The 13,706-nt window shown below is 59.3% G+C and carries 10 protein-coding genes; 4 read left to right on the top strand and 6 right to left on the bottom strand.

Going from position 1 to position 13,706, the window contains the following annotated elements:
* Positions 1-359: 359 nt before the first annotated feature.
* Positions 360-1,817 carry a YeiH family protein gene (locus tag NZK35_RS17045; protein ID WP_259633739.1) on the top strand — a complete coding sequence of 486 codons (1,458 nt, stop codon included), beginning with the start codon at positions 360-362 and terminating at the stop codon, positions 1,815-1,817.
* Entirely contained in the window at positions 1,814-2,029 is a 216-nt protein-coding gene (locus tag NZK35_RS17040; RefSeq protein ID WP_259633738.1) for a hypothetical protein, read from the top strand. The genes NZK35_RS17045 and NZK35_RS17040 overlap by 4 nt, the downstream gene beginning before the upstream one ends.
* A gap of 174 nt (positions 2,030-2,203) precedes the next feature.
* On the opposite strand, the gene acs is transcribed toward NZK35_RS17040, so the two are convergent.
* Positions 2,204-4,159 carry an acetate--CoA ligase gene (gene acs / locus NZK35_RS17035; protein WP_259633737.1) on the bottom strand — a complete coding sequence of 652 codons (1,956 nt, stop codon included), beginning with the start codon at positions 4,157-4,159 and terminating at the stop codon, positions 2,204-2,206.
* Positions 4,160-4,285: 126 nt separating this feature from the next.
* Between acs and rsgA the strand changes: the two genes are divergently transcribed.
* Positions 4,286-5,434: a ribosome small subunit-dependent GTPase A gene (rsgA, locus tag NZK35_RS17030; protein ID WP_259633736.1), complete on the top strand. Its 1,149-nt coding sequence runs from the start codon at positions 4,286-4,288 to the stop codon at positions 5,432-5,434.
* 248 nt (positions 5,435-5,682) lie between these two features.
* Here rsgA and NZK35_RS17025 read toward each other — a convergent pair whose 3' ends face one another.
* The 4 genes from NZK35_RS17025 to NZK35_RS17010 all read right to left on the bottom strand — a co-directional run bounded on the left by NZK35_RS17025 (position 5,683) and on the right by NZK35_RS17010 (position 9,830).
* Positions 5,683-6,657 (bottom strand): NADPH:quinone reductase, encoded by a 975-nt coding sequence (locus NZK35_RS17025; RefSeq protein WP_259633735.1) that lies wholly within the window; start codon positions 6,655-6,657, stop codon positions 5,683-5,685.
* A gap of 21 nt (positions 6,658-6,678) precedes the next feature.
* Positions 6,679-7,596 carry an NAD(P)-dependent oxidoreductase gene (locus tag NZK35_RS17020; RefSeq protein ID WP_259633734.1) on the bottom strand — a complete coding sequence of 306 codons (918 nt, stop codon included), beginning with the start codon at positions 7,594-7,596 and terminating at the stop codon, positions 6,679-6,681.
* Positions 7,597-7,660: 64 nt separating this feature from the next.
* Complete coding sequence (locus tag NZK35_RS17015) at positions 7,661-8,851, bottom strand: ABC transporter permease (RefSeq protein WP_261364753.1); 1,191 nt, start codon at positions 8,849-8,851, stop codon at positions 7,661-7,663.
* A gap of 22 nt (positions 8,852-8,873) precedes the next feature.
* Entirely contained in the window at positions 8,874-9,830 is a 957-nt protein-coding gene (locus NZK35_RS17010) for an ABC transporter ATP-binding protein (protein WP_259633732.1), read from the bottom strand.
* Between the two features lie 382 nt (positions 9,831-10,212).
* Between NZK35_RS17010 and NZK35_RS17005 the strand changes: the two genes are divergently transcribed.
* Positions 10,213-12,546 (top strand): hypothetical protein, encoded by a 2,334-nt coding sequence (locus NZK35_RS17005; protein ID WP_259633731.1) that lies wholly within the window; start codon positions 10,213-10,215, stop codon positions 12,544-12,546.
* A gap of 256 nt (positions 12,547-12,802) precedes the next feature.
* Here the strand turns inward: NZK35_RS17005 and NZK35_RS17000 are convergent, their stop codons facing one another.
* Positions 12,803-13,585, bottom strand: coding sequence for a sugar phosphate isomerase/epimerase family protein (locus NZK35_RS17000; protein ID WP_259633730.1), 783 nt, complete (start codon positions 13,583-13,585; stop codon positions 12,803-12,805).
* Between the last annotated feature and the right edge of the window lie 121 nt (positions 13,586-13,706).

Raw genomic sequence — 13,706 nt, 5'->3', positions numbered from 1 at the left:
GGCGCGAGCCCTCCGGTCTTACAACGCGTTTTCGAGCTGCCACCGGACGGCTCGCGGTCTGTCGTTTTGTGAGCCGTGACGCATAAGCGGCCGGGCACTGCGACGTGGCCCGAGGCCTGACGGCCAGCGGCTCACCATTGACTCAGCAGAACCCGACTCAATCGACAGCCCGCTCGCGCCGTTCCGCTAACATACGCTTCACTGCCTCGCCCGTCGAAGTCGAGACGCTGCCTCGATTCTTGCAGGGGTGGTTTGGGACAAGTGAGCTACATCGCTTGCCTGCGTCATGATATTCTGTGGACCGCCCCAGCCAATGACGGCTTTCCCACCGCAGCCTATCCCTCCGCGCCGATCCCCCGATGAGCAACCCCGACGACGCTCCCAGCGAAGCCTCGAAATCCGACATCGTTGAACAGCCCCGGGTGAGTACCTGGGAACAAATGAAGACCACCGAGGACTGGTGGGCGATTTGGTGCGCGGGATTGATTTTGATCGTCGCCTTCCTCGCCGTCTGGATTTCAGTCCCGGCAAACTTCTTCACCGCGAGCGACCAAGGTGAATCGGTTTCGATTTCCAGTCCACTGAAAAGCTGGTTGGCCAAGCCGGGAAAATGGACGCAAAACCCCGTCGACGCGTTCTACGTCGCCGGAGACGAAGACAAGGGAGCGACGACGACCTACCGGGGCGTGTTGGGCGCGTTTGTCATCATCGGCGTGTTGTTCACCGTGGCGATGACGGTTCGAAAGAAGAACGCGATCGGGTTCCTCAAAGCCTTTCCCGTCATCTTCCTGTTGGCGACCGTCGCGTACGTCCTGGCCGGACAGAGTGTGATCAAGGCGTACAATCTGGAATACGCGTTGTGGGCGTTGCTGGTGGGGCTGGTGATCAGCAACACCATCGGGACGCCGCACCCATGGCGGCCGGCGATCATGACCGAGTTTTTCATCAAAACGGGGCTGGTCCTGCTGGGCGCCGAAGTCTTGATGAGTCGCTTGATGGCACTCGGGATCCCCGGAATCGGGGTGGCGTGGGTGGTGACACCGATCGTCTTGATCAGCACGTTCGTGTTCGGACAAAAGGTCTTAAAAATCCCGTCCAAGTCGTTGAACATGGTGATCAGTGCCGACATGTCGGTCTGCGGCGTTTCCGCAGCGATCGCCACGGCCGCCTCGTGTAAGGCAAAGAAAGAAGAGCTTTCGCTGGCAATCGGCTTGTCGCTTTCTTTCACCGTCGTGATGATGATTTTGTTGCCGTTAGCGATCAAGGCGATGGGGTTGCCCGACGACGTCGGCGGAGCTTGGCTGGGCGGAACGATCGACGCAACCGGTGCCGTCGCGGTCGCCGGGGCGACACTCGGCGAAGAAGCCCTGGAAGTCGCGGCGACGGTTAAGATGATCCAAAACATCTTGATCGGAGTGACCGCGTTTTGCGTCGCCGCGTACTGGGTCGCCTATGTCGAAAAAGACAGCGACGCGGCCAAACCCGGCATCGGCGAGATTTGGTACCGGTTCCCCAAATTTGTGCTCGGCTTCATCGGAGCGTCGATCCTGTTTTCGATCCTGCACGCCAACCTGTCCGGCGGAGACTTGATGATCGAAGCGATGATCGGTGGATCGACCAAGACGCTCCGCGGTTGGTTCTTTTGTCTGGCGTTTGTCTGCATCGGCTTGGAAACCAATTTCAAACAACTGCTGCCCTACTTTCGTGGCGGCAAGCCGATGATCTTGTACGTTTGCGGCCAGTCGTTGAACCTGCTGCTGACGCTGATCATGGCCTACCTGATGTTCGGCGTGCTGTTCGCGGAGTCCGGCCAATGAGCCATCGCCGCGTTCGGTTCATGGCCGTGATCCTGGGCGTGCTCGTCGTCTGGGGCCTTGTCTTGCCCCGACTGGCAGCGACGCGAACGGTGCGTGAACGGACGCGATGGTTGGAACAACACCAGATCGACCCGGCGGCGATGTACTACACCGAACTTCCGCTGATGGATCGCATTCTCGCGAAAGAGCGATCGGACCGATCGTTCCCCTGATCCATGTTCCCAGAGAAGTGGGGTAAGCATCCTGCTTGCCACCCGAGCCGGCTCCGCCGGCGTGCTCGTGTGGCAAAGCCACACACCGATATTGGCCAAGAGGCCGGAGCCTCCGGCACAGTGCGTTCCCAGGCGGAGCCTGGGAACGAGGAGCACGAGCTGCAGCCGACGCCGCTACTCTTCTTCGCGGAGCTGGGCCAGCACGGTGAAGTCTTCCAGCGTGCTGGTGTCACCGGCGGCTTCGCGTCCGGCGGCGATGTCGCGGAGCAGGCGCCGCATGATCTTGCCGCTCCGCGTCTTCGGAACCGACGCGGCGAAGCGAATGTCGTCCGGCTGGGCGAGTGCACCGATCTGCTTTCGCACGTGGTTCCGCAACTCCTGACGAAGCTCCTCGCCGGGGTTCGGGTCCGTCACGGTGACGAACGCCGCGATCGCTTCGCCCTTGAGTTCATCGGGGCGGCCGACGACCGCGGCTTCAGCGACCGAAGGGTGGCTGACCAACGCACTTTCGACTTCGATCGTACTCAGCCGGTGGCCCGAGACGTTGATCACGTCGTCGATGCGTCCCATGATCCAGTAGTACCCGTCCTTGTCGCGGCGGGCGTTGTCGCCGGTCAGGTATTCCCCTTTGAACGTGGCCCAGTAAGTACTCACAAACCGTTCGTCGTCTCCCCAAATGCCTCGCAACATTCCGGGCCAGGGTTGTTCGATACACAACTTGCCGCCGTGTTCCTCGTCGACCGATTGACCGTTCTCATCCAGAATCACCGGCACGACGCCTGGCAGCGGCTTGGTGCAGGATCCGGGTTTGGTCGCCGTGATCCCAGGCAACGGGCTCATCATGATGCCGCCGGTTTCGGTTTGCCACCACGTGTCGACGATCGGGCATTTTTCGCCACCGATCTTTTTGTGGTACCACATCCAAGCTTCGGGATTGATCCCTTCACCGACGGTGCCCAGCAATCGCAAACTCGACAGATCGTGTTTGTCGACGTGTTCATCTCCCCATTTGATGAATGCTCGGATCGCCGTCGGCGCGGTGTACAAGATGGTGACCTTGTATTTTTCGATCAGCTCCCAAAAACGATCTTCGGCCGGATAGTTGGGGGCGCCTTCGTACATCAAGCAACTGGCGCCCGCGGCCAACGGTCCGTAAACGATGTAGCTGTGCCCGGTGATCCAGCCGCAATCCGCGGTGCACCAGTAGATGTCATCGTCGCGATGGTCAAACACCCACTGGAACGTCCGTTTCGCCCACAAGTTGTAGCCGGCCGTGGTATGACGAATGCCCTTGGGTTTTCCGGTGCTGCCGGAGGTATACAGAATGAACAGCGTCGCTTCGCTGTCCATCGGCTCGGCCGGCAGATCGCCGGTCTGCTTGTCCACGACATCGTGCCACCAGACGTCTCGACCTTCTCGCATCGAGACTTCGTTGCCGACCCGCTTGAGCACCAAACAGGTTTGCACCGACGGCGACTTCTCGAGTGCCTCGTCGACGGTCTCTTTCAGCGGCAACACTTTGCCACGTCGATACAGCCCATCGGAGGTGATGACCATCTTGGCTTGGGCGTCGTGATTACGATCGGCGATCGACTCGGCGCTGAATCCGGCGAAGATGACCGAGTGGATGGCGCCGATTCGGGCACAGGCCAACATCGCGATCGCCAATTCGGGCGTCATCGGCATGTAAATGCTGATGATGTCGCCCGACTGAATCCCCAGCTCCCGAAGCGCCGCTGCACATTTGCAAACCTCGGTCTTCAGTTCGTTGTACGTCAGCGTGCGTGTGTCGCCCGGTTCGCCTTCCCAGATGATGGCCGGTCGATCCCCCAACCCGAGCTCGATGTTGCGATCGAGACAGTTGTAACTGGCGTTGGTTTTTCCGTTGAGGAACCATTCGGCATGCGGCGAATCCCACTTGCAGGTCTCGTCGAATGGTTCGAACCAATGCAGGTGTTCCAGGGCTTCTTGACGCCAGAAACCGTCGCGATCGTCGCGCGCCCGCGCGTAGAGGTCGTCATATTGTTCCGTCGTGCGGATCACCGCTTTTTCTGTGAATTCAGCAGGCGGGGGAAAGAGACGGCTTTCGTCGAGAACGTGGTCGATCTGGCCAGAAGAAGATTCAGACATCCAACGCGCATCCGAAAAAGGTAGGAAACTGGAGAGGAGATAGTCTAACCAACGGAAAACCACACCACCACACGGCATCGGTAGGGCGAACTGTGCTCGTTTGCCGCTCGCTGCTACACTTCACTGATGGCCAAAAAGAAACGAAAATCGAATCAATCACGCGTCAGCTTTCGAAAGCGACATCAGGGGCGCGTGCGCGACAGCGACTTGACGCGGCAATTCCACGTCGGCGATACCGAATCGCTCGCCGACGCGGTCAAGAACGAACGCGTCAGCGGAAAAGGCGACTTGACGCGCAAACGCACCGTCGTCGGCGTCCAAGCGAGTGCACCGGCGTCCGCGGAACATCCCCAATCGCACGATTCGCTGCTGATCGGCGGCCGTGTGCTCCGCGCCCACGGACTCCGCAACACGGTCCTGGCCGACGACGGGCGAACGTTCGAATGTTCGATTCGCCAAGTCCTCAAATCGCTCAGCATCGACGGTCGCGGAACCGTCGTCGCGGGCGATCGCATTCAGTTCCGCGCCGAATCGGAAACGACGGGCATGATCGAATTCGTCGCGCCGCGTCACGGAATCATCAGCCGACAAAGCCGCGGCCAGCAACACATCATCGCCGCCAACGTGGACCATCTTCTGATCGTGACCAGCGCCGCCGAGCCGACGATCAAACCCGCCCTGATCGACCGATTTTTGCTGTCGGCCGAACAGTGTGGCTTGAACCCCGTGGTCATCATCAACAAATGCGATCTCGTCGACCCCGCTTCGCTGCAACCGATCCTGGGCGTGTACGCCTCGCTCGGCTATCGCGTGTTGCTGACCAGCGCCGATCGGGGAACCAACATCGACTATCTGAAAGAACTACTCAAGGGCAAACAGACGGCGCTCTCGGGCCAAAGCGGCGTCGGCAAAAGCAGTTTGCTCAACGCCGTCGAGCCCGGGCTGGGACTGGCCGTTTCGGAGGTCAGCAAAGACAACCAAAAAGGTCGGCACACGACGACCACCTCCACCCTGATCCCGCTACAAGGTGAAAATGCCGGCTGGGTGTTCGACACACCGGGCATTCGCCAATTTCAATTGTGGGACATCACCGCCGAAGAAGTCGCCGGATTGATGCCCGACTTGCGGCCCCATGTCGGCGAATGTCGCTACGCAAACTGCCTGCACCTGAGCGAAGACGACTGCGGCGTCAAGAACGCCGTCGCCGACGGCCGCATCGACGCCCGGCGTTATGATTCGTATTGCCACCTGCTCGAAGAGGACTTGCTGCTGTAAATCGTCGCGCACCGCTGGTGCTACAACCGACTTATTCCCCTTGTTCCCGGGCTCTGCCCTCCGCCTGGGAACACACTTTGATTGCATCGGATCACACATGCGATCAGCCGTATCGCGCCAGCGTACGGGCCTCCTCATTGATGCTTATTTTGGGGGCCCGTAGGCTCGCGTTAAACGGCTGATTCGATCGTGCATGACGTTCCAAGGCGGAGCCTCGGAACGAGGTGACGAGGTGTCGGGATGGTCGCTCAGACGGTCAGGACGATCTTGCCGCCGACGTTTTCGGCTTCCTGGATGCGATGCGCCTCGGCGGCTTCGGCAAGTGGAAGCGTCTGGGCGATGTTCGCTTTCAATCGTCCGCTCGCCATCCAGCGATTCATCGCTTCGGCACAGCGCTGCATTTCCAACGGCGTCGCTTTGAACATCACGAATCCGTGCAGCGAGCACTCCTTGACGTAGAACGGACCGACGGGAAATTCGGGCCTGGAATCGCGACCGGCCATCAACACCATGCGTCCCCGCGGAGCCATCAAATCGATCGCTTCGTCGAAGTCCGGCATGCGACGTGTCTCCCAGAACAGATTCACCCCCTTGGGCGCGATCTCCTTGACCCGCTCGGCGATCGACTGCGTCGAATAATTGATCACATGGTCGGCCCCCAATTCCATCGCGCGTTCACACTTAGCGTCTGAACCCGCCGTCGTGATCACCGATGCGCCCGCCGCCTTGGCCATCTGCACGACCATCGCACCCACGCCACCGGTTCCGCCGATGATGAATACGGTTTCACCCGGTTCGATCTCCGCACTGCGGAATAGTCCCAAGTGCGCCGTCACCCCGACCAACGCATTGGCGGCGGCCGTGGCGTAGTCGACCGAGTCGGGCAACGGAAAACACCACGGGGCATCGACCGCGATCTGCTCGGCAAACGTTCCCTGCCGGCCCAACAGTCCTTGATTGGTGCACCAAACACGATCCCCGACCGAAAACGATTCGACGCCCTTTCCAACGGACTCGACAACGCCCGCGGCGTCACAGCCTGGGATGAAGGGATTGGGTAACTCGAACGCCACCAGACCGCTACGCACATAGGTGTCGATCGGGTTGACCGAGAGGGCGTGGTTGCGAATCAGGATTTGTCCCGGACCCGCCGTCGGTGGCTCCATGTCACCGAATTGGATGACATCCGGCGTTCCGGTCTGTGTGATGTAAGCAGCTTTCATGATGGACTCTTCGATGGAACGTTAGCGGTTTTCGTTTTTCCAATCAAAACCGTTCAGCTTTGCCAGCGCCAGGATCAACGACTGAGTGCCGTCGCGGCGGTGCCCTTGTGCGGCCACCGCATGATAGAGCTGGTAACCGAGCGCCAGACCGGGCAGGGCAAGATTTCGTTTGGACGCTTCATCGAGCGCGATCTTCATGTCCTTTAAAAAGTGCTCGACGAAGAACCCCGGATCAAAATCTCCGTTGATCATCCGCGGCGCCAAGTTCGACAGCGACCAGCTACCTGCGGCGCCGGAGGAGACGCTCTTGAGGACAGTCGGAATGTCCAACCCGACCTTGTGGGCGTAGAGCAACCCTTCGCAGATCGCAATCATTCCGCTGGCGATCAGGGTTTGGTTGACCATTTTGGTGTGCTGGCCCGACCCGGGTCCGCCTTGGTAGACAATCGTCTTGCCCATCCGTTGAAACAGCGGGTCGATCCGCCGGACCGTCTCGGCATCTCCGCCGATCATGATCGACAGCGCCGCGTTGCGGGCTCCCAGGTCGCCGCCGCTGACGGGGGCATCGATCGCCTGGACCCCGATCGCCTTGGCCGCCTCCGCGATTTGGATCGCCAGGCTCGGATCGCTGGTCGTCATGTCGACCAACACCGTCCCCTCGCGAGCCCCCTCCAGCACACCGTCCTCACCGAGTATCACCTGCCGCACGTCGCTGGGAAAACCGACGATGGTGAACACGACGTCGCTGTTTTCCGCGACCGCCCGAGGTGAATCAACGGCCGTGGCGCCTTTGTCGACCAAGCCCTTCGTTTTCTCCGCCGTACGATTGTAAACCGTCGCCTGGTATCCCGCGTCGATCAGATGGCTGCACATGCTGTGCCCCATCACTCCGGTACCGATCCAACCGATCCTTGTTTTGCCGGGTTCAATAGCTGTCATTCTACGTGGTTGAGATGAGGAGACTTGACGGAAGAAATGTGGGAGAGACTTCGACGCCGACGGATCAATCAAATTCCCATCGAATCGCGAGCGCCCGAGCGACAAGTAGAAACCCTACCGCGGCAATCATCAACACCGCTAGCTGGGGTAGCAACGCGTCGGCAGGCAGATCACGCCAAAAAACTTTGTCATAACCGTCCAGAGCCCACGCGTTGAAGGTCCAAAGCCCCAGTTCTCGCATCCGTTCGCTCATCACATAACGGGGAACCATCGACCCGCCGAGCGCACTCATGGTCAATATCAAAATCACCGACAGCCCATTGAGCTGTCCGCGTGTCTTGCAAAGTGTCGCCAGAAAAAGACCGAAGGCGGCGGCGGCTGAACTGGTCACCAGGGTCATCATCACAAACCCGTCCAGATGCCCCAGCAAGTCAATTCCGAAAACGTATTGTCCCCAGACGAACATCACACACACTTGCACGAAGCCCAGTGCAGTGAGGTAGAACCATTTCCCCAGCAGTAGTTGATCCATCGTCAATTCAGTCGATAGCAATCGATCCAACGTCGTGTTCTCGCGTTCGTCCAGCAGAACACCGCCACCGCCGGTGGCACCGAACAACAAGAACATCACCGCGATTCCGGCGGCATACATGCTGACGACCGGGTTCGCCTTGTCCTCTCCGATGACGTCCACGATCTGCACCAGCTCGGACGGGTCCAACGATTCCGCCGCGACGGCTGGCGGTTGCCGAACGGGTTGATTGGGCACCGCCGTCGCCTCATCGGTGGGAGGACGGCGCACCAGCGTCCGCCGCGCCCTGGCCGCTTGACGCGTCTTGGCGATCACCAGTTCACGCCCCACCAACGCCGAGACGACCTGGCCGGCAACCTGGTCGGACGCGTCGGCAAGCAAGTCCGAACGGATGGACTCGCCCTGCCCCGATTTGAGCACAATCGCGATGGTCACACTGCCATGACGAACCATGTCCGAGGCGTCGTTCACACTGAATGCTTCGTCTTGCAGATCGTCGTTCATCAAACGTAGGCCCGCGCTGTTGCGCAACGATTCGACAATCGCGGTGCTGTCTGGCGATTGAACCTCGTCGATAATCACGACCTTCACCTTCGGCGTGGTTCCGCTGCCGATTCCGTTTCCGAAGATCAACGCGAACACGCTGAAGAACGCAATCGGGACCACGAACGTCAACAGAAGTTCGATGCGATTGTGGAGCAGCCGCCGCAGGCTGAGTTGCATGATTGTCCAAATCACGAGCGTTCTAGTCCCTGAGTTCGTTGCCGGTCAGATGCAGGAAGACGTGATGCAACGAAGGCGCCTGCACCTCCATGTCAGACACCAAGTAACCATCGTTTTGGACCGCCTGTAAAAACGGCCCCAAATTGACAGTGACATCGTCGATCCGTGTTTCGATCAGGTCCCGGCCGGCCTCACCGACGTGAACCGTGCGACGTTGAACGCCATCGCCGGGCACCGTCACCGGTGCGGTCAGCGGTCGATCCACACGCACTCGAACCAGCCGTGAATGCCCGACGGTGCTGAGCACCAATTCATCGATGGTCCCGTCGGCGATCACGCGGCCTTGATCCAAGATCACGATCCGATCGCTTCGCTGTTCCGCTTCGTCCAGATGGTGCGTCGTCAACAGAATCGAAGCACCTTCGTCATTCAACTGATCCAGCATCGTAAAGATCCGTTCGCGGCTTTGCGGATCAACGCCGACGGTCGGTTCATCCAACAAGATGATCTTGGGCCGGTGTAACACGCCGCAGGCGAGGTTCACACGCCGCTTCATGCCCCCAGAAAACCCACCCACCAGGTCTTTGGCACGGTCGGTCAATCCCGTCCATTGGAGCGCCCAGTCGATGCGTTTTTTCAACTCGCGACGCGGCACGCCATGAAACTTGCCAAACGCCATCAGGTTCTCACGCGTCGTCAGGTCCCCGTAAAGTGCCAGATCCTGGGGAACCAACCCGAGTGCCTGACGCGCTCCGATCGAGTCGATCGGATGGCCGAACACTTTGATCGTCCCTTTGGTCGGCCGCGTTCGTCCAGCCAACGCACGGATCAACGTCGTTTTCCCGGCGCCGTTGGGCCCAAGAAAGGCGAGGCACTCCCCGCGGCCGAGTTCGAAATCGACCCCACGCAACGCTTCGATCCGCCGGTAATTCTTGCGCAGATTGACGATTTCCAGAGCGGGAGATTCGGCGTGGATCACGGCGTTTGAATCAGACCAGGATTGAAGAGCCTCTTTCGTGCGCCGAGTATGTCAAACATTGCCGACCGCGTCACCGCGAAAAGAGACGAAAAGACAACTCCTTCCAGCCCCCTCAAATTGCCTGCTCTATCACTCGGGACTGGCTTCGGCCTCATCCTCCCTATCAGCACAGGCATCGACGCCCCTTGTTGGAGGTCGTTCACTTTTAAAGTCACCCTCCTGGCAGGAGGGTCGAGCGAAACGAGGACGGCTGACCCTTTTTGTTGATCCTGCCCGCCGTCCCGATTACCCGAGATTCTTCGTTTTTTACTGGCCCACTCCGCCCGCACCCGTTCCAATGAAGGGGTCGACTCGAACGATCCCCCCAAAGGAGAAAATCGCGATGTTCCGCAAACTTCTTCACTCCATGGCGGCTCTGTTGATTGTTTCAAGCATCGGGTTCGGGGCACCCGCGGTCGCCCAGCAGATGCGTGTGCGGGATCTGCTGGTTCCGGACGGGGCGACAGAGTACAGCATGATGAAGCGGCGCGGCGACGTGCGTTTTCAAATGCCCTCGGACGTCAAAACGGTCGGCAAGCTCTACGCCCAGAAACTGACCGAACAAGGATGGCGTAAATCGGCACGCGACAATCTGCAAAGCAGTTTCTGGGTCCAGACCTTTGCCAAGAACAAGATGACCCTGGTCGTCCGCGTGAGTGAGGAAGACGGTGGCAGCGCGGTGCGTTTAACCCCCACCGGAATGATGTGGGAAGAAGACGACCAACCGACGCCCAGAGAGTTGCCGATCCCTGACAACGCCACGGACCTCGAATACAGCGACTTTTTCGAAACCGTCGAATTCAAGACCTCGTCCGACCTGAAAACCGTTCAAAAGTACCTCATTGAGGAACTTGAAAAACGCAACTGGACCAAGGACAAGACGACGATGGATTTTGACCACTACGTCAGCATGAACTTCTCACAGAAAAAGTCATCGCTGAAGGTCAACCTGACCGCCGAAGATGACGGCTGTGAAGTCGAATTTCGAACCGAGGGCATGCAGTGGGATGGAATGAAGGAAGAAATCGCGCGGATGAAACAGGAAGCCGAACAGGCGAAACAGGCGGCAACAAAAATCGCGGCCGAAACGGCAACACAGGACGACATGGTCGAATCATCGGTGCCGCTGCCCCCACGCAAAGAAAAAGCGACACAGGGCATCGGCCAAATGCCCAAACTTCCCAACAAGGGCACGATCGTGATGGATGGCACGACCTATGAACTGCCGCACGTGATCGCCTATGAAGTCTTTCAATATGACGAGTGGAAGACAAAGATTGTGGCAACTCCAAAGGCCGTCAAACAAGACTCGCTTCTCGCGCGACTCCGCAAGACCGGCAACGACGAAGACGACCAGGGCGGTCCCTCTTGGCCGCAGCCGCACTTGATCGTCGTGTTGAATGAAGACGACCAACCGCGGCAGTTGAGTCTGCAAGCCGGCGGAACGCCCGGACACGGTTCCGGCGACGAACTCGTCGGCACCGCGCTGGTGGAAGACGGCCGCGCACGAGGCACCGTCGCGCTCAGGGAACCCGGCGACTTTTTCGACAAGGTCTACACCGCCGAAATCAGCTTCGACGTGCCCGTGTTGACGCGTGATTCGACGCCCGTCAAACGACTCACCGATGCGCCCAAGCTTGCCAATTCCGGCAAGCTGGTGATGGGCAACAGGACTTACAACCTGTCAAACGTCGTCGCGTATCCCATGATGTTCTTTGACGATCCGATGACCGCGATCGTGTTCTCGGAAAAACCGCTCAACATGACCAAGTTGACCGCGGCCTTGGGCAGACCCGCCGCGGACGATTACTTTGAATTCACGCCGCAAGTCAAATTGCTGGTCGATGCCGACGACAACGTCAGCTCCGTGTCGATCTGGGCCGACAACAATAGCGTCGGCAGCAACAACGATCTGGACGACGCCATCGTGATCGAAGACGGACGCGCCCGGGGAACAGCGAAAATGACCAAGCCCGGCGAGTTCTTGGATACCGAGTACAGTTTCGAAGTCAGCGTCGACGTCAACGTCCTAGGGCAAAAAGCCTCCGTCAGCCGAAAACCGGTCGGTGGTCTACCCGCGGACAGCTATGACGCGTTACCCGTACCGCAAGGCCATGAGGGCATCCAAGCCGAAGGCAGCCCGTTTCGCAAGGTGATTCAAACGACCGTCGCCGCAGAACTGGACGCCGTGGTTGATTTTTATCGCCGTCAGCTCGCTTCGGGACAATGGGGCAAATGGGACGAAACGGTGGCGGAAACCAAGATCGATCTCCAGAGCGCTCGTCTGACGTTTACCGGGCCCACTGGCGGATTGTCGGTGCAGCTGGTCGGCAAAGGTAAGGAAACGGCGATCACGTTGGTGTCCCGCGATGCCCAAGCCGCAAAGGCAGCCGGTTTATGGCCTGCACCAGGTAAGGCGAGATTGTTCATCGCCAATGAAACCACCGGCCCCGCCGTGCTGACGATCAACCGCCGGGACTACACCATCGCCGCAGGCGCGGGTGCCAGAGATCCCAAGACCGGGATCAACTGGGAAGTCGCACCAGGGAATTACACCATCGAAATCAAACCGGCCAGCGGATCAGGGCAGTCGGAGAAATTGAAAATCAAAGCAGGCACCACGACGGGCGTGATCGTCACGTCTTCGGGAGCATTCATGAAGGTGGATCTCTACTGACGCTGCGGTTTCCTCGCAGGCAGGCATCCGCGCAACCTGGCGAAATGGTAGGAAGATTTTGGAGGTAGGAAAATGATCGCGTACGAAGGTGACATGCCCGCGAGCGATTTGCGTCGTAACACAACCACTCGCGCGTGGTGACTGTCATTGATTTGGTCCGCACAAACATGTCGCGGTCCCAAAATCTTCCTACCTCCAAAATCTTCCTACCTCCAAAATCTTCCTACCTCCAAAATCTTCCTACCCCGTCCCGAGGCTACATCCCCAGATTCCCCAAGTACTCCACGCCTTGCTGCAGTTCCGCGAGCGAGGAATCATCTCGCCCGACGATGCACGGCCCGCGAAACCCGACGTCTTCCAGTGTGGCAAAGATCTGCGGGAAGTCCGCGGTGCCCTCGCCGATCGGCACGTGCAGCCCCCGTCCGGCGGCCAGATCGAGCACGCCGTCGGTGGCGCACACGACTTGGATTCGATCCTTCAGCGCCTTGACCGCCTCGGTGACACTGTGCCGGTTGACGATCAATAGGCCCGGATTGAGCGCGACGGAGACAAATCCGTCTTCGTCCTTGTCGAGCAGGTCGGCGAGGGTCTTGCCGGACTCCGCGCCGGTCTCCGCGGCCAAACAGGCGCCCACCTTGGCGCCATACCGCCCCAGATCGCTGAGCACCGCCTGCAGCGATTCATAGCGGGGATCCGTCTCATCGTCGGGGATGAATCCGATCGAATTAATCACCGTTCGCGACTTCAATTTGTACGCCAGCGCCATCGCCGCCTTGGTCGCTTCGATTCGGCGTTGAAGGTCCTGGGGGTTGTCGTATCCGCGCCGTGTTTGGAACCGCAAACTGGCGACCGACAAGTTGCGTTCGTCCAGCAGTTTTCTCAGATGCCGTAGACCGGTTTCGGAGAGCGATTCGGGATGAATCTCGCTGCGGGCATTCAGTTCCACCGATCGGATGCCCATTTGGGCCGCGACATCGAGGGCACGTTTCAGGGGCAATCCAAGCGAATCGACGCGGATCGCAAGGTTCAGTTCAGCCATGGGGGCAACAGGTCCAAGAGAGGGGAGGTGTGATTTCTCACCATACCCAAGCCGGATGATTCTGCGAAGTGGGATAGGCTTCCAGCCTGTCATCAGCCTTGTTCCCAGCATGTAGGGCATG

This window comes from Stieleria sedimenti, from assembly GCF_025060895.1.
GTDB classification, from domain to species: domain Bacteria; phylum Planctomycetota; class Planctomycetia; order Pirellulales; family Pirellulaceae; genus Stieleria; species Stieleria sedimenti.
The sequence above is the reverse complement of the archived record's forward strand: the minus strand, read 5'-3'. Positions and strand labels throughout refer to the sequence as shown.